General features: G+C 33.0%; 22 protein-coding genes. 10 read left to right on the top strand and 12 right to left on the bottom strand.

The features are described 5' to 3' along the window. Positions 1–65 precede the first annotated feature (65 nt). From JVU85_RS00110 to JVU85_RS00090, 5 genes are all read right to left on the bottom strand, one after another. A complete protein-coding gene (locus JVU85_RS00110; RefSeq protein WP_002510060.1) occupies positions 66–683 on the bottom strand; it encodes a DsbA family protein in 618 nt (205 codons plus the stop codon). A gap of 27 nt (positions 684–710) precedes the next feature. Continuing rightward, positions 711–1,079, bottom strand: a complete 369-nt coding sequence (locus tag JVU85_RS00105; RefSeq protein WP_193325450.1) for a cystatin-like fold lipoprotein — start codon at positions 1,077–1,079, stop codon at positions 711–713. A gap of 91 nt (positions 1,080–1,170) precedes the next feature. After that, on the bottom strand, positions 1,171–1,518 hold the full coding sequence (locus tag JVU85_RS00100) for an ASCH domain-containing protein (RefSeq protein ID WP_002510058.1): 348 nt from the start codon (positions 1,516–1,518) through the stop codon (positions 1,171–1,173). A 220-nt stretch (positions 1,519–1,738) separates the two neighbouring features. Continuing rightward, on the bottom strand, positions 1,739–3,169 hold the full coding sequence (locus tag JVU85_RS00095; protein ID WP_193325451.1) for an MDR family MFS transporter: 1,431 nt from the start codon (positions 3,167–3,169) through the stop codon (positions 1,739–1,741). Between the two features lie 336 nt (positions 3,170–3,505). After that, positions 3,506–4,192, bottom strand: a complete 687-nt coding sequence (locus JVU85_RS00090) for a 2,3-diphosphoglycerate-dependent phosphoglycerate mutase (protein ID WP_135024427.1) — start codon at positions 4,190–4,192, stop codon at positions 3,506–3,508. 321 nt (positions 4,193–4,513) lie between these two features. Here JVU85_RS00090 and JVU85_RS00085 point away from each other — a divergent pair, with 321 nt between their 5' ends. Then, positions 4,514–4,879: an aggregation-promoting factor C-terminal-like domain-containing protein gene (locus JVU85_RS00085; RefSeq protein ID WP_002510055.1), complete on the top strand. Its 366-nt coding sequence runs from the start codon at positions 4,514–4,516 to the stop codon at positions 4,877–4,879. A 129-nt stretch (positions 4,880–5,008) separates the two neighbouring features. On the opposite strand, the gene JVU85_RS00080 is transcribed toward JVU85_RS00085, so the two are convergent. Both JVU85_RS00080 and JVU85_RS00075 read right to left on the bottom strand, forming a co-directional pair. Further along, positions 5,009–5,878 (bottom strand): cation diffusion facilitator family transporter, encoded by an 870-nt coding sequence (locus tag JVU85_RS00080; protein WP_002510054.1) that lies wholly within the window; start codon positions 5,876–5,878, stop codon positions 5,009–5,011. A 219-nt stretch (positions 5,879–6,097) separates the two neighbouring features. Further along, a complete protein-coding gene (locus JVU85_RS00075) occupies positions 6,098–6,481 on the bottom strand; it encodes a GtrA family protein (protein WP_002510053.1) in 384 nt (127 codons plus the stop codon). Positions 6,482–6,692: 211 nt separating this feature from the next. Between JVU85_RS00075 and JVU85_RS00070 the strand changes: the two genes are divergently transcribed. Then, positions 6,693–7,844 (top strand): glycerate kinase, encoded by a 1,152-nt coding sequence (locus JVU85_RS00070; protein ID WP_204171506.1) that lies wholly within the window; start codon positions 6,693–6,695, stop codon positions 7,842–7,844. A 70-nt stretch (positions 7,845–7,914) separates the two neighbouring features. Further along, positions 7,915–9,117 carry a putative multidrug effflux MFS transporter TcaB gene (locus JVU85_RS00065; RefSeq protein WP_204171505.1) on the top strand — a complete coding sequence of 401 codons (1,203 nt, stop codon included), beginning with the start codon at positions 7,915–7,917 and terminating at the stop codon, positions 9,115–9,117. Between the two features lie 73 nt (positions 9,118–9,190). On the opposite strand, the gene JVU85_RS13890 is transcribed toward JVU85_RS00065, so the two are convergent. Then, complete coding sequence (locus JVU85_RS13890; protein WP_275427742.1) at positions 9,191–9,484, bottom strand: GyrI-like domain-containing protein; 294 nt, start codon at positions 9,482–9,484, stop codon at positions 9,191–9,193. Positions 9,485–9,822: 338 nt separating this feature from the next. Here JVU85_RS13890 and JVU85_RS00055 point away from each other — a divergent pair, with 338 nt between their 5' ends. Beyond that, positions 9,823–10,449, top strand: coding sequence for a C39 family peptidase (locus JVU85_RS00055; protein WP_204171504.1), 627 nt, complete (start codon positions 9,823–9,825; stop codon positions 10,447–10,449). A gap of 8 nt (positions 10,450–10,457) precedes the next feature. Here JVU85_RS00055 and JVU85_RS00050 read toward each other — a convergent pair whose 3' ends face one another. After that, positions 10,458–11,267: a metallophosphoesterase gene (locus tag JVU85_RS00050; protein ID WP_204171503.1), complete on the bottom strand. Its 810-nt coding sequence runs from the start codon at positions 11,265–11,267 to the stop codon at positions 10,458–10,460. A 221-nt stretch (positions 11,268–11,488) separates the two neighbouring features. Between JVU85_RS00050 and JVU85_RS00045 the strand changes: the two genes are divergently transcribed. Then, a complete protein-coding gene (locus tag JVU85_RS00045; RefSeq protein ID WP_002510047.1) occupies positions 11,489–11,989 on the top strand; it encodes a GNAT family N-acetyltransferase in 501 nt (166 codons plus the stop codon). Positions 11,990–12,079: 90 nt separating this feature from the next. On the opposite strand, the gene JVU85_RS00040 is transcribed toward JVU85_RS00045, so the two are convergent. The 3 genes from JVU85_RS00040 to JVU85_RS00030 form a co-directional block, all read right to left on the bottom strand. Continuing rightward, positions 12,080–12,520, bottom strand: a complete 441-nt coding sequence (locus tag JVU85_RS00040) for a DUF805 domain-containing protein (protein ID WP_204171502.1) — start codon at positions 12,518–12,520, stop codon at positions 12,080–12,082. Positions 12,521–12,587: 67 nt separating this feature from the next. Beyond that, on the bottom strand, positions 12,588–14,186 hold the full coding sequence (locus JVU85_RS00035; RefSeq protein ID WP_204171501.1) for a M20/M25/M40 family metallo-hydrolase: 1,599 nt from the start codon (positions 14,184–14,186) through the stop codon (positions 12,588–12,590). A gap of 273 nt (positions 14,187–14,459) precedes the next feature. Beyond that, positions 14,460–15,851 (bottom strand): MFS transporter, encoded by a 1,392-nt coding sequence (locus JVU85_RS00030; protein WP_002510044.1) that lies wholly within the window; start codon positions 15,849–15,851, stop codon positions 14,460–14,462. 428 nt (positions 15,852–16,279) lie between these two features. Here JVU85_RS00030 and JVU85_RS00025 point away from each other — a divergent pair, with 428 nt between their 5' ends. The 5 genes from JVU85_RS00025 (at position 16,280) to JVU85_RS00005 (ending at position 20,470) form a co-directional block, all read left to right on the top strand. Next, positions 16,280–16,792, top strand: coding sequence for a DUF4242 domain-containing protein (locus JVU85_RS00025; protein WP_002510043.1), 513 nt, complete (start codon positions 16,280–16,282; stop codon positions 16,790–16,792). Positions 16,793–16,929: 137 nt separating this feature from the next. After that, positions 16,930–17,670, top strand: coding sequence for an ABC transporter ATP-binding protein (locus JVU85_RS00020; RefSeq protein WP_002510042.1), 741 nt, complete (start codon positions 16,930–16,932; stop codon positions 17,668–17,670). 12 nt (positions 17,671–17,682) lie between these two features. Continuing rightward, positions 17,683–18,645 carry an ABC transporter substrate-binding protein gene (locus JVU85_RS00015; protein ID WP_204171422.1) on the top strand — a complete coding sequence of 321 codons (963 nt, stop codon included), beginning with the start codon at positions 17,683–17,685 and terminating at the stop codon, positions 18,643–18,645. A gap of 3 nt (positions 18,646–18,648) precedes the next feature. Beyond that, a complete protein-coding gene (locus JVU85_RS00010; RefSeq protein ID WP_107373569.1) occupies positions 18,649–19,413 on the top strand; it encodes an ABC transporter permease in 765 nt (254 codons plus the stop codon). Between the two features lie 13 nt (positions 19,414–19,426). After that, on the top strand, positions 19,427–20,470 hold the full coding sequence (locus JVU85_RS00005; RefSeq protein WP_135024416.1) for an acyl-CoA dehydrogenase family protein: 1,044 nt from the start codon (positions 19,427–19,429) through the stop codon (positions 20,468–20,470). Positions 20,471–20,581 lie beyond the last annotated feature (111 nt).

Below are 20,581 nucleotides of genomic sequence, written 5' to 3'. Positions count from 1 at the left end.
TACACATAATAATGTATTAGCCAATTTTCGAATAAGTTGCGGGTTATTTGCTATTCACAATAAAGTTATTTTTTTGAGTACTTCTCAATGAGTTGTTTATAGTTTTTAAATTTATAAGGATCTTCGACTTTTTCACCACCAATAAAAACGGTTGGTGCAGTCTCAATGTGGCGCTCTTCACTTAGTTTTTTGTCTTTGTTGGCGGCTTGCCATGCTTTACTATTCTTTGTTTTATAACTTTTTTTGATTTGTTCTTTTTTGTTATTAGTAATATCCAATGTGTCTATTTGATTATCTACAACTTTTTCAGTAATCCAATTGTCCTCAGATTTAGGTTGCTGTGCATACATTGCTTTTTGAAAATCAGAATAATGTTTGGGTGCAATCAGTTGTACTGCATGCCCTGCACGTGAACCGATAATAGAATCACTACCTAAAAAAGCCATATTAATAAATTGGTAATCCACTAAACCTTTATCAATATATTGTTGTTCTATTTTAGGCATGATTTTCGTCTCTACTTTTTTACAATATGGGCACTTAAAGTCTCCATACACTATCATTTTCACCTTTCCATCTTTGGAATATTGGTCATCTTTGTGCACATCATCTTTATTACTACAGCCGACAACTATAAGCATAGCGACACTTATAAGTAGTAAAATACTTAGATATTTTTTCATAGTTCCTCCATTATCTTGTTGTATTCACTAATTCAAATTCATATTTTCTTCTTTATAATCTGGTTCATGTGTTTCAGCATACCCTTTAGAATTAAAATCTGCTAAATATTGTGCTTTATCATTGTTCACACGGTACGTATAGTAATGTACTTCTGCATCTTTTTTTAGCGGTTTATATGCGATAGTAATATATTTCCCTTTATCATAGACATAAATATTTGCTTCTTTTTGATCAAATTTTTTATCAACATCACCATGTCGTTGCTCAGCTAAATCAGCCTGATAATCTTTTTGTGCTGATACTGCTTTATCAATTTTATCCGCATATTTCCCACTACTACACCCCGCTAACAATACACCGACAATAATAATTGATACTATCATTCGTTTTTTCATTTAGATCGCTCCTAAAAGTTCACTATTATTTAGTTATTGTTTGTTCATCTGTATCTCATAACCATAATTCGAATTAGCTATACCAATTACGCTACTTAATTAATCTAATACTAATCGCTAACACACCATGCTCTAACTCATCGCGTTGATTATATATTTGATATATCGCCGCTAATTTCTGTGAGAGCTGTGCATCTTCATCTGCACCTACCTCAATATTTGAATATTGATTGAATAGCGCTTGAAATGATGGAAATTCAACAGTTTCCATCACCTTAACCTTCAATGTTTCTTGTGGTTTATCTATATTAGTAAAAATAATAATATCATTACCAGTCACTTGTTGTCTTTTTTCATCATGTAACCGTACTTCGATCGTTTTTGTTTTTTGTTTAATTAATTGAAATGGTTTATCTTGTAATTGCATCCTGTGTTCCATAGCTTACCTCCAAATTACTTTTCTTCTGTTTATTTATGATACATACTCTTATCCTAATTAGTCTACATTATACTATTATTTTACAGTGCTTGAATAGTTGTTCCCTTTATTCTTTGTTAGCAATTTATTGTCTATATTAAAAACAGCTGAATTACTATACACCAAGTATAGAATCAGCTGTTTACATACATAGTGCTACTATGTGTTAGTTATAATACTTTTATGCGTGTTTTTTGGTCTTACCTTTCAAGAAAAAGACGCAAATCAAACTAATAATTGAAATTGACACCGCAAACCAAAAGGCAGCATGATAACCATTAAGTAAGGCATCATGTTGTATTTGTAAAGTCATTTCTTGCTTATTCATTCTTTGATAATCTGCCATATTCGGTTCAAACTTGTTGGCTATATGACTCATAATAGTAATCAGTCCAGCTGTACCAATAGAAGCTGAAATTTGTTGTACTGTATTAGTCATTGATGAACCGTGTGCATTCATTTCATGTGACAATTGATTCATAGTATGTGTCATTAATGGCATTAAACCTAAAGCAATACCAATCATACGAATACCGTATACAGTTGCTAATGCCGCTGTTGACGTTTCTCCATCCATAAAGACAAAGAATGACGTTGTAATAACTACTATTAACATACCAATGAAAGCTAAAATTTTTGCACCATATTTTTCATATAACATTCCAGAAATAATGGACATAATTGCCATAACAATTGCCCCTGGTAATAAAATCAAGCCAGATTGCAATGCACTTTCTTGCATAATATTTTGTACAAACATAGGCAATACCGTTTCAGATCCAATCATGGAAATCATTGTAAAGGCCATAATAATAATACCTACAGCAAATTGACTATTTTTAAATACCGAGAAATCTAATAATGGAGACTCTAGTTTTGTTTGTCTATAAACAAATAGTGCTACTAAAATTGCTCCACCAATTATCGTCGTCAAAACTATAGGGTCTTGAAATCCATCTCTAGAAATTGAACTTGTACCGTACAATAAACCACCAAAACCGAGCACTGACATAATAATCGATAAGACATCAATACGTGACTTGATATTTGTCCCTACATTATGCACAAATTTTAACGCTGCTATAAACGTTAACGCTGCAATTGGAGCAACTACATGGAATAATGATCTCCAATCAAAATATTCTACTAAGTAACCGGACAATGTAGGACCTATTGCTGGTGCTAAACCAATAACTAACCCAAATGTCCCCATATACTTACCGCGTTCATGAGGTTCGAAGACATCTAAAATTGTCGTCATCATAAGTGGCATCATTATACCAGAACCCATAGCTTGTACAATTCTCGCAATTAATAGCACCGTAAAATTAGGACTAAATCCAGCTATAACTGTACCTATAAAGAAGATTGAAATTGCGACTAGAAATACTTGTCTCGTACTATATCTTTGAATAAACATCGCTGATAGAGGGATGACTACACCATTAGTTAATAGAAAGGCCGTAGTCAACCACTGTACTTGTGTGTACCCTATATCAAATGATTTCATAATACTTGGTAATGCTGTGGTTAATAATGTTTCATTTAACAAACCAAAGAAACCACCAAACAGCATTGTAATAATCATAATTAATTTATTTTTATGTGACATATTTATCTCCTCATCATTCATTCTATATGGATAAAATGTATTCTTTTATTTTCGACTGCAACGTCACATTATACATATATTTTTCTTGATTGGATAGTAAAAATATTTAAAAATAGTATTAAATTTATTATTATTTCAAAAATCACGATTATATGTTTTTAAAATTATTATGTATTTTGTTAGTAACAGTGTCATATGGTTTAATTCTTTCTTCATTTGTCCTACCACGGTTAAATAGTTTGAGTTTTAGAGAAGGTAAATACGAAAAAAGCATTCAACTCGACTATACACGATTTGAATGCTTTTTATATTAATAACATACATTGTCTTTATTCATTATAAATAATATTTATCTATTACTGTTAAATCCTCTTTTAAATCGTAAATTAATGGCGCACCTGTTTTAATTTCATATCCAACTATATCTTCTGGAGACACATTTTCTAAGAACATAATTAACGCTCTCAGAGAATTGCCATGTGCTGACACGAGCACTGTTTTATTAGCTAAGAGTTGTTGTGATACTTGGTCGCTCCAATACGGAATAACACGGTCAAGTGTATCTTTTAAACTTTCACCTTCTGGCATAACTCTCCGGTCAAGATGAGCATATTTTCTATCTTCTAAATAACTTTGCCGCTGTTTCGAATTTTGTTCGGGCGGCTTAACATCATATGAACGTCGCCATAAATGAACTTGCTGTTCACCATATTGCTTACGAGCGTCATCTTTGTTTAACCCTTGAAGTCCTCCATAATGACGCTCATTAAGACGCCACGATTTTACAACTGGAATATACAGTTGATCAGATTGTTCTAATAAATAATATGTTGTATTAATAGCTCTTTTTAGCAAAGAAGTATAAACAATATCTATTTCTATTTCTTGTCTTTTCAATTTTTGTCCTGAGGTAATTGCTTCTTGTTTGCCTTGCTCTGACAAATCTACATCAGCCCAGCCAGTGAATAAATTTTTAGCATTCCATTCACTTTGACCGTGACGACATAATATTAATTTTGGCATGTTAATCACTTCTTTCATTTATTTTCAAAATATTGCAATTTTTTAATATAAATTTTTCATCGTTCATATATGCCCAAGTATGTATTTTACAGTGACTCAAAACTGTAAATCACAAAATAATTGTAACAAATTACACGTTATTTTGAAATAAATGTCTTATTTTAGTCATAAAGTCGCTCTTTTTTTTATCTCATTGTAACCTATACCTTAAATTTAGATGTTATAGTATTAATCATTAATTCGAAAAGTAATTAGCAAACAAGATGAAATATTATATTGTATCGCAATGAATAACACGAATAATTAGGAGGATTTTTTATCATGAAAAAGTTTTTAATTGCTTCATTTGCCACATTATCTATTACAGCAGCAGGCGTGGGTGCTAGTGCAAATATTAATTCTGCCGATGCCGCTGAAACAACACAACAATCTACTGACGCTGTATATCAAGAATTTATCGAAGCTGGAGGCACACCAGAACTATGGGAAAAAGTTGTCTTACCTGAATCTGGTGGAGATCCAAATGCTGTAAATGAGTTAGGATACAAAGGACTTGGTCAAACTAAAGAAGACTGGGGAACTGGCTCAGTAGAAACACAAACTAAAGGTATGATTAATTACGCTGAGGAACGCTATGGTTCTATTGATGCAGCAATTGATTTCCGTGAAGCAAATGGTTGGTGGTAAGTTATAGAAACCTATAACTTACACATAAAAAGGCTATTCCATATTTAAATGGAATAGCCTTTTTTATGCCTGACAGTGCTCGTCATATTATTCCTAAACGCTATAGTTCAAAAGGTATTAACAAAGTAATCACTGTATAGAAGCTGGTTCGGGATGTACATAAATAGATGAGACACCCTTATTATGCATATGTTGTTCAACAGCATCACATATATGATGCGCTTCTTCTAACGTTAAATTGGACTCAACGACTATCGTCACATCTACGAAAATACTGCTGCCATAATACCGTCCTTTAATAGATTGCACATCTATAACATCATCTACTTCTAAAATATAATTTTTAAATGCTGTTAATTCACGCTCATTAAAACCATCACTTAAAGCAAAAATAGATTCTTTAAAAATTCCAAAACCAGTATAAATAATTAGCAGACCAAGTATTGTGGCCAAAATAGTATCGACGATTGGCATACCAATTTGTGTAAAAATTAACCCAATGGCTGTACCAATACTGACTAATGCATCAGACAAATTGTCTTTTGCTGCAGAATTTAAGGAGCTACTATTAGTATATTTAGCTAATCTTTGATTAATATAATAAACGATAAACATGATGATACCACTAATCATACTGACATAAATAGTTATAATGTTCGGCGTAGGATGTTCTTTTATAAAAATTCGCGGTAAATTTTCAATAACAACTTGAATACCTACAAACATAATTACGAAAGAAACTAATAATGTTGCAATATTTTCTGATTTCAAGTGCCCATAAGGATGATTACTATCCGCAGGTTTGATTGAAATTTTCAAGCCAACAATAACGGCAATAGATACAATAATATCAGTCATATTATTTAAACTATCCGCACGTACTGCTGCCGAATCATAAATTGTTCCTACGAAAAATTTAGCGATAGATAAAATGATATAAATAATTAAACTGAGGTATGCTCCCCGCTGTGCTAGCTTTAATTGGTTACTTTGATTCATTTTTCAAGACCACCTTAATTCAACTGAAATACAATTATGACCGATTCAATTCTATTTTACAACGTTTTAAATTCTAAAATTAATTAATATTTTTTATCTAAAAAAAGGGTTCGTCTCTCCTAAATTTCTATTTCACTATAGATTACAACAATAATTTAGGCTTTCTGAAATTTAATACATACAGTAAATCAAATTAATTTATTACCAGGCACAATAAAATTAAGCATCTCTCAAAATATATTTAGATAATATGAATGTTACAGGAATAGTAATAATTAAACCTGCAAATGGCGCAATCACAGAAGAAATATTAAACCATTGTACGAATATATATAATAATAAAGTCTGCATACCCATGTTAACTACTTGAGTTAGTGGAAACTGTATAAATTTTTTCCAAGTTGGTTGTACTTTATAAACAAAGTAACAATTAAGATAATATGAAATTATAAAACTAATAACAAAACCTGAGATGTGACTAACTAAGTAGTTCACACCAATTAATTTCAATAATAACAAATAAATAATGTAATAATTTAAAGTATTAATACCACCCACTATAATAAACTTTAATATTTCATATTGTGTTTTTGTTAAATTCATTTACGTACTCCTTTAGTCATGCAATATATAACAATCATACTTTAACACATCACTTAATTTTGCGCCTACATTTTTACAGGCACTATATTTTTTTATTTCAATGATTATTGTAATAATATAGTTAAACTTATTGTAACCGTTTTACTCACATATAGTTTCATAATAAGATAAAAAAATTATTAACACATTAACATTTGCTGGAGGTATTAAGATGACTATTTCGAAGGTTATTATCGCACCAGATTCATTTAAAGAAAGTATGTCTGCTATGCAAGCTGCTCAAGCAGTTCAACAAGGTATGTCGAAAATTTTTCCACACGATACCCATTACGAATTAATCCCAATGGCTGATGGCGGTGAAGGTACTACTGATGCACTCATGCATGCTTTGAATGCTAGCTACGTTTCAACTACGGTACTCGACCCGTTACAACGTCCAATTCAAGCACAGTATGGTTTTTCTGCTACGACTAACACTGCTGTTATTGAAATGGCTGCAGCTTCCGGACTAGATTTAGTATCAACAACTGAACGTAATCCACTAATTACTACAACATACGGTACGGGACAGCTAATTAAAAGTGCATTAGACCAAGGTGCTGAACGTATTATTTTAGGCATTGGTGGTAGTGCTACTAATGACGGTGGCACAGGTATGCTTTCTGCACTAGGTGTTCAATTTTTAGATGCACAGCAGCAACCGTTACAAGCAGGAGGGGCTGATTTATTGCGTTTGGCTACTATTGATTTATCAAAACTCGATTCACGCCTCGCCCATGTTTCTTTTGAAGTAGCATGTGACGTAACAAATCCATTACTTGGCTCTCAAGGAGCAAGTGTGATATACGGTCCGCAAAAAGGAGCTAATGTTCAGATGGTTCAACAATTAGATAAAGCATTAGCCCATTATCATAATCAAATAGAAGTACAACTCAATATATCAGTTAAAGATATTGCAGGAGCAGGAGCTGCAGGAGGTTTAGGGACAGGGTTATTGGCGTTTTGTCATACAACACTAAAAAAAGGTATTGATATTGTATTAACGGAAACAAAATTTGATACACATCTCCAAGGTGCAGACCTAGTTATTACTGGAGAAGGTAAAATAGATCATCAAACTATTTATGGTAAAACACCTATAGGCGTAGCACAGCTTGCTAAAAAATATAATATTCCAGTAATAGCACTCTCTGGTAGTCTTGGTGAGGGCTATGAAGCTGTGTATCAGCATGGTATTGATGCAGTATTTAATATATTGCAACAACCTCATGATTTACTTACCGCTTTAAAAAATGGTGTGCTCAATATCGAAAAGACTGCTGAAAACATTGCAAGAGTTATAACGCTCACGGAAAAGTTCTAATCTGCTAGTTACAAACCATATAACAGGGGTTATAATGAATTATTGAATGAAATATAAAGGAGATCTTTCAATGGACAACCACATTAAACGCCCTTTCCCTTTAATGATGCTTATTGTTTTGGGCATAATGACTACTTTTGGTCCTTTAACTATAGATATGTATGTGCCATCTTTACCAAGCGTGCAAAATGACTTTGGTTCCACAACCTCTCAAGTACAACTCACGTTATCCTTTGCTATGATTGGTTTAGCCATTGGTCAATTTATCTTCGGACCTCTGTCTGATGCTTTTGGCCGTAAAAAAGTGGCACTTATTATTATCGCAATTTATATCATCGCTTCATTTATCGCAATATTTACTACAATAATGCCCCTGTTCTTATTGTTACGCTTTATTCAAGGTTTAACAGGTGGTGGCGCCATTGTTATTGCTAAAGCTTCAGTTGGTGATCGTTACCAAGGTGCAACCTTAGCTAAAGGTCTAGCATCATTGTTAGTAGTGAACGGTATTATTACAATTTTAGCACCATTAATTGGTGGTTATACTTTAAGCGTCACTACTTGGCAAGGTATTTTTGCTGTTCTAACTGTTATCAGCTTAATTATTTTAGTATTAGCTACTATTAAAATGACAGAAACACAATCAGTAGCTAACAAACGATTAAATTTTGGTGCTATTTTCAAGGACTTTGGCCAGTTATTTAAGAAGCCAAGATTTATTCTTCCTATGTTATTACAAGGATTAACCTACATTATGCTCTTTAGCTTTTCAGCTGCAGCGCCTTTTATAACACAAAAAATCTATGATATGACACCTCAGCAATTTAGTGTTTTATTTGCTATTAATGGTGTGGGTTTAATTATTATGAGTCAACTTACGGCTAAATTAGTCGAATATATGAATCGCTACGTTTTATTACTTATTTTGACAGCTATACAAATCATAGGCGTTGTTATTATAGTCTTTGCCTTAGTGGTACATTTACCGTTATGGGTCGTAGTGATTGGTTTCTTCTTAAATGTTTGTCCTGTTACAGGCATTGGTCCTCTTAGCTTTGCTTTAGCTATGGAGTCACGTACTGCAGGAAGTGGTAATGCCTCTAGTTTACTAGGTCTCTTCCAATTTATTTTAGGGGGCGCAATTTCGCCTTTAGTAGGACTACAAGGTCAATATAGCGTTACACCATACTTATATATTTTAATTATTACTTCTGTCATTATTATTGTGCTTGAAGTAGCCCTCAAGTTTAATAGACCGCTTCAGAGCAAGTAATATACCACTATTTAATATGAACATAATAAAAACTAGTCTGGAACAGCATCTTACCAGACTAGTTTTTTTGTAGCTATTCTATTGGTAACCATAATTCAGTAATATAGCTATCTTCGGCTGTATTGCCGTCACGATAATATTCAAAAAATGGTGCTTCTCGTAATTTATAATCCAATGATGGTAGAAGTGTTTTATTTATATGTTGCATTGCGTTATGAATCGATTCTGGAACTGGACCCTTTGCTTCAAATACAAGGTAGCGTCCTGCCTGTAACTCTATTGCATCGAAATTGTTATTTTCATCATCGGTAGTAACGCCAATTAAATAATGCATCTCACCATTATTTTGTGGCATACAAACACCCAAAATCCCTGCAAAATAGTTGTTATTTAATAAAGTGAGTGTAGTTTTATATTGTTACGCATCAAAATCCAACCAAAACTTATAAATATGTTCTTTTGCTTTTTGACCAGTTGCATACTTTGTCTTCAAACCAACAATTGTCATTTTTTCTGTTTTGTCAATACGATAATCCACTATTAACACCCCATCTCTCTTTTGTGACAGCATACCAAATCTACTCACCCGGGTACAGGTACATATACAATTCGCATCAAGTTAAAACGCTATACTACCCCTTTTGTACAATGCAAGCTATAATAATTAACATATTAATATATTGTGTCATACAGGAGTGAACATACATGACAAAAATTTTGAATGTTACACCGATTAGTCAATTATTCCCCATACCAATGATTATGGGTTGCGAAGGTGTCTGTGCTGCAATGATTCTCCAATATAATGATTATCCTATCAAAGCTACAGATATTATGAAAAGTTGGCCTAAACATCCTAACAATCCTTATAAAGGCTATGTAGGTCACCAAATAGGTATTAAATTTGGTTACCATCAAACAATATTTCCTACTGCCTTTGTCCCTCACCTTCAACAATTTAATGCGCACATTGAAGATAGCACAGGACAATCATTACACTCATTAGAACGTGTTATAACTCAAGGCCAACCTGTAGTGATATACCATACTGTTTTAGGTAAGAGACCAATTATGCGTACGTTTAAATTTGAAAATAGACCTACCAAAATCGTCTCTAATATTCACACTATAGTGTTAGTTGGCTATGACGACACTCATTATTACTATATAGACCCACTGTGGTCACATTTTGGTAAGGCTATCATATTACCTGCTTTAGTTCCTAATAAATTTCAATTACTAAAAATTTCGAAAGCACGTATGGAAAAAAGTTTTAATGCACCAGGTCGAATGAGTTTTTATTTAAACTATCCTGCTACAAACGCAAAATAATATATTACTTAAATATTAAACGTATACAATGATTGCGTAATTTCCCTAGCAAGATCTGTAGTTCGCCATTGACGTTCATATCCCAAGCAAGGACATATATAAGTCGTACCTTGTTCTTCAAAATGATTACGAAAATGTACGTGTCCCATAATGCTATAGTGAATTGGATATCGATCATAGATTTGATCAAAATCTGAAGTACCAATAAATGCATTGAAATAATCAAATATACGATGCGGCATAGGTACCGCAAAATTATTATGCGTTACTATGTGTGTCATTAATATTAGTTTTTTGTCAGCCACTTGTTGAATATCTTTAGTAATTTGTCTGACCGCTATATCTGACATTTTTCTATCATGAATTGGCCAATTAATCCGTTCCTTATCTTGCCAAGTCGCACCAATGTATTTTCTTTGTTCAATGCGTTCTAGTGAGAACCTACTATCAGCGTAACTATAATCATACCAACCCGTATTGCCAACGATTGCCCATTCGTCATTAATAATGTACGGTTGCCCAATTAAACATTCTTGCATTGCCATATAATAATCAAGTATTTCTAATGATGCTAAGTCACCTGATTGAGTCCAAAAATCATGATTACCAGGCACAAATAACACAGTAATTTGTAACTTTGTTTTTATGGTCTTTATAAACTGTGCACTAAGTTGATAATTATTTGAAATATCACCAGCAATTAATAAGACGTCTATACGTTGGCTTTGTACACTATTACATAAATGTCGTTCAAAGTCTTCAGGTGTATAGCGCTTGCTTCTATCTATATGTAAATCTGAAATCACACCAATTTTCATAACTATCCCTCTATTTATTTATCATATATTTTTAATTATGACATAAATAGCTTTTTATCTTAATCATTCGGACTTACTCGCTTACTCAATCCTCTTTGTGACCTTTACTCCACTTTAAAGGTAAAAATCCTTCCTTATTCAGAGTGGTTTTAGTTAATCTTAGAAGTAGAAAAATGCTATAATAAATGAAATTATTCACCAATCAAAAAGGGGGGACTCTTATGGAATTTACAATTAGAGCGCTCGAAGAATCTGATAAACAGAGTAAGGCGTTAGTCCATTACCAAAGTTGGATAGAAACATACGAAGATATCGCTGTTAATAATTACTTAGAAAATCTTAACAAAGATCAATTTATTAAAAAATCCGCATTACAAGATGTCCCTACGCTTGTGGCAATCGTTAATAATGAAGTAGTTGGGTTTATTGCTTATGGCAAAACTCAAGAAGTTAATGATAACGATGACTGGAGTCAAATTTATGCCCTTTATTTATTAGAAGAATATCAAAATCATTTAATTGGTTTTGCTTTGACACAACGTGCTTTGGAACTTTCATATCCTGATAATATGACCTTATGGGTTGTTGAAGAAAATGATAATGCCATAGCCTTTTATGAGCAAATTGGTTTTAAAACAACAAAGCATACGAGCCCCATCTACTTCGGTAAAACATATAATGAAATTCGCATGGATTTTTACCGTATGGAACATGAAAATTAATCGCTATTTCGTCTAATTAACTCAACATAAAAAGGCCTTGAACAATCAATCATTTGATTATTCAAGGTCTTTTACTATACGTGTGTAGTGTTAAATCCATTTCAATTGTGCTTCAGGATTAGGTTTAGTTGGTAGTAACGTAATAACAATTAAAATAATTGTAGAAATTAAAGTAATAATATTCATTAAAATGGCCAAACTATCTATCTGGATAATATCAAAGATAATATCCCCTATTAACGTAATTAAAATTAACATGAGTGCTGTCATACGTTTACGTCCAGCATCATAAAATCGTCTCATAGTTATAGCTATCATCGGTACAATGTTGGCTAATAAAAACAAAGCAATAACACTAAAAATAATAATAGCTATTACCAGTAATCCTGTCAAAAAAGTTATGGCTCCAATTAATGACAAAATAAAAATAACTAGAATATGTACGAGCACTGGTACCCAAAATTCTGTTCTATTTGATTTGCTTTTAAAATCTATATACCTTTTCCAAAAATCTGTATATGCCTCTACCATTATCCAACACTCCAATATCTATCTATATTAATTAATATAACGTAAGTGTTGTCAATTTCACAATTATTTATACAAAATGTTTCTTTATAATAGTTTCTAATATTATTGGCAATTCCTCAAATGCACTTTTCTTATAAACACGTTCGCCAACTTTATGCGCATCTTTACCTATAGGACCACACAAAATAACAGGGGCACTAATTTCAGCTATTTTATCAAAAGGAATGGTATAAGTACGATTGAAGCTAGGCGCATTTTTACTAAATATTGTCATTTCATCTAAATGATTATTTAATTGCACATAACTTGAATCACTAATGCCATTAAAATAGTGCACTAATTGACTATCTCTATTAAATTGTGTTCGAGAGGTCTCTTTAACGGTCTCCACAATACCTTGCACTAACGTATTCTCGGAAGAATTGACTGCTGGATAAAATGGTGGCGCAAAAAACGTAACAACCGCAGGCGTTATTTCACGACAAAGTTTGATCAGTTCATCTGCAATAGCAATACTTTGCATGTGCAATGAAGGTGTCGTATCTAATACATGTTGGATAATTTGTGATACTTTCTCCTCTCCATGTTGTGCAACTACATAATTGTTTAACTGTTCAAATGTAAGTACATTAATTTTTGACTCAAATGATTGATTTTCTAGTTCTAAAATATTCAGCCAATCATATTCACAACGTTCCACCGCTTTAATAACTACATCTAAAAACGTTTGGTATAGTGTCGCCGGTGTTTGTTGAAATAAAAACATATTGTATAAAGCATATGATCTAAATGGCGTTTGCACGTCATAATTCTCTTTTATATCTTTATTAGCGATTGATAATGGTAAGGGCGTTGTCTCGTGTTCAAACTTTTCTTTAAATCTAGCATTGTATTCAATCGACTGTGTAATATAACTTAATATAAAATTAGAACTTAATCCCTCTAAAGGATTACCTACATGTGTTTCTTTCCCAAAACACAACACGCCTGGCATGATTTTTCCTATAGAGCCAGAATATACATAATGCGTTAGATCATTATCTAATTGCTGAAAACTCGGCTCGCTATTTAAATGTAATTGAATATCAAGGTCGTATTGTTGTTGATACTCTGCAATAATGTGGATTGCTTTACGCATGCCAGAAGAATTCACTTCTTCATCAGGCACAGTTACTAATAATAAGTTTACATCCCATTGCTCCATTGATGCTTTTTCAAGTAATGACATATGGAGCATGAGTCCTGCTTTCATGTCCATTACACCTCTACCGAATAAAAATTCATCAGATTGCAAATCTGTTTGAGCTTGGTCATCTAAATAGTTAGGATGTGCATGAAATACTTCTTGTAGTTTGTCTGGATTAAATGCATATTGATGATGTGTTGCATAATCATCCACTCCTACCGTATCAAAATGACTAAGTAACACAATCGTTTTATTACTATTTTGTCCACGGTATAGCGCAGTAAGTAACTCTTTATCATCTTCAGTGACACTATGTTGGATTAACTCTCGATGTTGATTAAAATATGTTAATTTAAGTAATAATGATTCAACAAAACGTGCAAATGTTTTTTCTCCGGGTGTGTTTGTTATTGTCTGCTGTTGCACTAATTGCTTTAACAAATTTTCTCTTGCTTCGTATGTTTGCCATAATAATTGCATATAATCCTATCCTCCTATAAGAAAGCGCTTTTATAAGATTATAATACGTTGCACAAGTAATTAGCAATAAATAGAGAAGGGAGTGGGACAGAAATCTGATTTTGGAAAAATGATTTCGTCGTCCCACCCCGGCAAGGATGACTAGCGTTGAAACAAGCTTTGTTTAAAGCGCATTTTCAATGCAGTCAGCTACTGCCAATATGAAAAAAGGCTAGGACGAATCAATATTGTCCCAGCCTCCTCAATTATAATAAGTAGTACTTACTATTAATATTAATTATTAAATTGATGTTTAGGTACTAAAATTAAAATCGCTATAAAAGCAATAATGGCTAATGCCAAATTAAAAAACAGTCCAAACATTGCCCCTACATGTAAGTTAGTAGTTGCTGATACTACACCGAATATCGTAGCTGATATAGCAACACCAAAAGAATTTCCTAAAGAAGATGCCATTTTGTAAATTCCTGATGCTACGCCTACTTTATCTTCAGGTGAAGTAGATACCGCTGTATCTGTTGAAGGTGTTGCATACATGCCAAGGCCTAGTCCGAACAATAGATAACCTATAATACATGACACGATGTACACTGCTGTTGGTAAAAAAGTGAGAGAAATTAGCAAAATACCGCTAGCATTTAGCGCTGCACCAATTAACATTGGCCGTTTCGCTCCAATTTCTTGTAACAGTTTTTCACCAACACGAATCATTAATAATACCGATACTAAGTAAGCAATACTCATAGCTCCTGATTGGAACGAACTAAAATGTAATCCTGATTGGAAGTAAGTATTAGCAACGATTAAAGTACCTGCTACTGCATTCAACATAAAGTTTGAAATCGTTGCACCACTATAAGCTTTATGTTTAAACACTCGAAAATCAATAAGTGGGTTCGTTTTTTTACTTTCAAATATAATGAACACCACTAACGAAATAATAAATATAGCTATTAAAGTCATAATAAATGGCGACAACAGACCATAATCTGATGATTGCGTAATAATTAAATTAATACTTAACATTGCAATAATCAAAATAATCAATCCAACAATATCAAATTTTGCATTTTTCGATTGTTCTGTCACTGGTGCCTTTGTTTCAGGTGTATGTCTGATTAATAGTATCGCAGCTATTGTAACTATTATTGATACGATAAATATAGATCGCCATCCTACAAATGTTGACATTGCCCCACCTAAAAAAGAACAAATGCCACCGCCACCCCAAGAGCCAATTGACCAATAACTTAAGGCACGCTGTCTGTCAGTTCCGATATAATACTCATTAATAACAGCTAATGTCGAGGGCATGATAAAGGCAGCAGATAAACCTTGAATCCCTCTACCTAATACTAACAACGTAGTGAAGCCAGGTATAATGATCAACAGCGAGCCAATAATGCTCATAATTAGTCCAATATACAGCATTTTCATTCTGCCATATCTGTCTGCTAATCCTCCTGCTCCAACTACAAACAAACCACACAATAATGCCGTTAAACTAACTGCAACATTTATAGTGCCATAGTTCGTGTGGTACGATGACTCTAGATCTGGCACTATATTCACGAGCGATTGCGCAAAGAGCCAGAATGTAATAACAGCTAAAAAAATCCCCAAGAGAAGTCTATTATCTCCCTTAAAGGTTTGTGATGAATCCATGTGCTTGTTCCTCCTAATATTCAATTAGAAAGATTTTCAAAATAGTTGTACACCCTTTTAACTGCCATTAAAAAAGTCTATAGCTATCTCAAAAACCTCATAAAATACTCTAATCCGAGTATTCAAACCATTCAAATAAATATATCCCCCTTTATTTAAAATAGTTCATTTAAACACGATACCACTAAAATTTTTAAAACGCTAAGAAAAAAATTTTATCTAACAATTTATATATATATCTTTCAGTGATTAACACCTAGTTTTAACAAGCTTTATAGCAAGCCAATTTTTATTTATAAGACACTTTAAACATAGATTAATTTTGTTCTAAATTTTCTTAAAATTTAGTTAATTCTTGTTATAATCCTTTGTATTTCGATAGGTTTTATTATATTATAGCCTTATCATTTTACTAGGAGGCAATTCAAATGACTTTATATTTATTAGAATCTAATGACTTATCTTTCGCTGCAACTAAAAGCGAACTAGAAAATAAAGCACAATCATTATCAACTAATTCAATTCCAACTTTAATAGAAGTACAAGCAACAGAAGATCTTACACACGCTTATTTTATCGTCGAAGCTAACGACGAAAATGAAGCTAAAGACTTTTTAGAACAAGCTGAAGTACCTATCTCACTAACTAAAGAAGTACGCTTAGTCGGCAAGGAATTAGATGAGATTAAACAAGGCGATGCTAAAGTTGACTATCTTGTAACTTGGAATATTCCAGAAGGCGTTACAATGGATCAATATTTAGCACGTAAAAAGAAAAATTCAGTACATTATGAAGAAGTACCAGAAGTACAATTCCAACGTACTTATGTCTGCGAAGATATGTCAAAATGTATCTGTCTATATGACGCACCTGATGAAGATGCGGTAAGACGCGCTAGAAAAGCTGTCGATACACCTATCGATGATATTGAAAAATTATAAATTATAAAATAAGCTTGTAGACTTATAAAACCCTAAATGGGGGCGAGCATATGAAATTAAGTTATATAATTTCAATCTCGCTCCCTTTGTTATAACAAAAGCCTACTAAAACGATATGATTAATTAGAGGTGTTGTAGTGATTCAAATTAATAACATCCAACATAAGTTTGGAGACCATCAAGTAATTAATGATTTTGACTATTCTATTGATAAAGGGAAAATTGTTAGCTTCATAGGAAAAAGTGGTTGCGGAAAGTCCACGTTACTAAATATTATCGGTGGCTTCCTTTCCCCTACTAACGGTGAGGTCCTCATTAATAACAACTTAAAGTCTGAGCCTTCACCAGATTGCTTAATGATTTTTCAACACCATAATTTATTACCTTGGAAAAATATCAATGACAATATCAGGTTAGGTTTAAGTTACTCGCTGAGTGATGAAGACATCAACAAATATTTATCTAATGTAGATTTAAAAGATAAGGGACATTTATTCCCTGAAGAATTATCAGGAGGAATGAAACAACGTGTAGCCTTATGTCGTGCACAAGTTCATCAACCAGATGCCATATTAATGGACGAACCACTGGGAGCTTTAGATGCTTTTACTCGCTATAACTTACAAGATCAACTTATCCAATTATCTGAACACACGACTGCTACTATTATTTTAGTTACTCATGATATTGATGAAGCTATCTATTTATCTGATGAAGTCATCTTACTCGGTGATGGTTGTGAAATTATTAATCAATACAGTATTTCCCAATCTCATCCTCGTAATCGTAATGATAGTCATTTATTACAAATTAGGAATAATATTATGGAGACTTTCGCGTTGAATCATCATATGGCTGAGCCGGAATATTTTATCTAAGGAGTGTCACCTATGAAAAAACTTTTGTATAGTATGTTGGTACTTCTTATATTGATTTCTGGGTGTAGCAATAACAACACATCTAATGAACGCTCAAATCACCAAGCAGATAAAAAAACTATAAAAATCGGTTATCTACCCATTACACATGCAGCTAATTTAATGATGACGAAAAAAGTATTAGAATCGCGTAGTAATGGCAATTACAACTTAGAATTAGCTAGATTTAATAATTGGCCAGATTTGATGGATGCTTTAAATAGCGGTCGTATAGATGGTGCATCAACTTTAATCGAATTAGCTATGAAATCAAAACAAAAAGGTAGCCCTATTAAAGCTGCTGCCTTAGGACATCATGAAGGTAACGTCATTATGGGACAAAAAGGTAAAAGTGTAGAAGATTTACACAACCATAATAACTATAGTTTTGCTATACCGCACCGCTATTCTACACACTATCTGTTGTTAGAAGAAATGCGCAAACAATTGAAACTAGACCATAATACATTTGACTATCATGAAATGGCTCCCGCAGAAATGCCTGCTGCTTTAAATGAAAACCGCATTGCAGGTTATTCTGTAGCTGAACCCTTTGGTGCATTAGGAGAAAAACTAGGTAAAGGACATACACTTAAACATGGTAGTGAAATTATACCTGATGCCTATTGTTGTGCCCTTGTTTTACGTGAAGATTTAATTAATAACCAGCACGATGTCGCTCAACAATTTATGACTGATTATAAAAAAGCAGGTTACCAAATGACTGACAAAAGTAAAAGTGTCGACGTTATGTCTAAACACTTTAAACAAGATGACAAAGTATTGGCACAATCTGCAGAATGGACATCTTACGGCGATTTAACAATTGAAGAAGATGGCTATCAGAAAATTACTGAGTTAGTACAAGAACATAAATTATTTACAGCGCCTTCGTACAAATCATTTGTCGATTCATCATTATATAAGGAGGGGTAAGCTGTGGCTTTTAATATTGTAAAAAGATACACCCTTCCAATAGGATCGGTTATCCTATTATTATTTATTTGGCAATGTATTATATGGATTGGAGATTACCAACCCATTTTATTACCTGGGCCACTACTTGTTGGCAAAAGTATTATAAACTTTATATTCACTGGTGAAATCTTTAGTCATTTAGGTATTAGTTTATTCCGCTTTGCTGTAGGATTCATTTTAGCTATTATTGTCGGGATACCTATTGGTTTTCTACTCGGTAGAAGTCAGTTTTTTTATACTGCCATTGAACCAATCTTTCAACTAATACGTCCAATTTCACCAATCGCATGGTCACCATTCGTAGTGTTGTGGTTTGGCATAGGAAGTTTGCCAGCGATGGCTATTATTTTTATTGCTGCGTTTTTCCCTATTACCTTTAATACCATCAAAGGAGTAAAAGGTGTGGAACCACAATATTTAAAAATAGCGTCTAATTTGAATTTAACTGGATGGTCACTTTATAGAAATATTTTATTCCCCGGTGCTTTTAAACACATTATGGGTGGAATACACATGGCAGTTGGAACCAGTTGGATCTTCTTAGTTTCCGGTGAAATGATTGGTGCACAATCGGGCTTAGGATTTTTAATTGTCGATGCTCGAAATATGCTGAATTTAGAAGATGTATTATCAGCTATTTTCTTTATTGGTTTATTTGGCTTTATTATAGACCGCTTAATCACATATTTAGAAACATATATTTTAAAACGATTTGGAGAAAATTAGGAGTGTTAAAATTATGACGTTAAATACATTAATAGCAAACAAATTAGATCCTTATTTAGTAGAAATTGATGACGGGTCTCACTATGCCAAAGATTTTATTCAGGATTTATTTAAAGAAAACCATTTTTCAAAACAAGATATCGAAAAAAACTTACTTACAATTGAACAAGTTTCAAACTCATGTTTAACTACAGGTTTTTGTTTATGGTGTGAATTAGCATTTTCCACCTACTTACAACATGCATCCACAAACTATTTAAACACTGAGTTACAAAACAAACTATTAAATGGCGAAATTTTAGGTGCAACTGGCTTATCTAATCCAATGAAATCTTTTAACGACTTAGAAGCTTTTAATTTAAACCACTATTATATAGATGGTACATTATATGTTAATGGAAAGTTACCAGCGGTCAGCAATATTGGAGACGACCATTATTTTGGAGCAATTTCGAAAGCTCAAGACGGTGAAGAATTAGTAATGTTTATTGTTCGTGCCAACCAAGAAGGCATTAAGTTAACAGAAATGTCTAATTTCTTAGGTGTCAATGGCTCTGCAACTTATACTATTCAATTTGACGATGTCATCATCCCAGAGAAACATATCATTACAAAAGATGCTAAGTCTTTTGCTACACAAATCAGACCACAATTCGTGACATTGCAAATACCTATTGCCTTAGGATCTATTCGCTCATCACTTGACTTGATTCATAAATTTTCTACTGCGCAAAATGGCATTAATCAATATCTTGATTATGATGTTGATGCTTATGAAGCACAGTACCAACAATTAAGAACAGAATTTTATGAGCTTGTTCATGCGCATAAAGATGAATTGTCTGCTTATTTCGCTGACATTATCCGTATTAAAAAAGAAGCAGGTTATTTATTACTTGAAGTTAATCAAGCTTCTATGGTCAATGGCGGTGCACGTGCATACTCTCATAAAGCACCACAAGCGCGTAAATTAAAAGAAGGATTTTTCTTCGCCGCTTTAACACCAACATTACGACATTTAGGTAAGTTAGAAGCAGAATTAAAACAACAAGCTTAAATCAAACGAGGCTAGGACACTATTGATTGTCCTAGCCTCGTTTCATATTGGCAGTAGCTGACTGCATTGAAAATGCGCTTTAAACCAAGCTTTTTCAACGCTAGTCATCCT

The sequence above is a fragment of the Staphylococcus sp. GDY8P72P genome (genome assembly GCF_016890655.1).
GTDB lineage: Bacteria > Bacillota > Bacilli > Staphylococcales > Staphylococcaceae > Staphylococcus > Staphylococcus arlettae.
The sequence above is the reverse complement of the archived record's forward strand: the minus strand, read 5'-3'. Positions and strand labels throughout refer to the sequence as shown.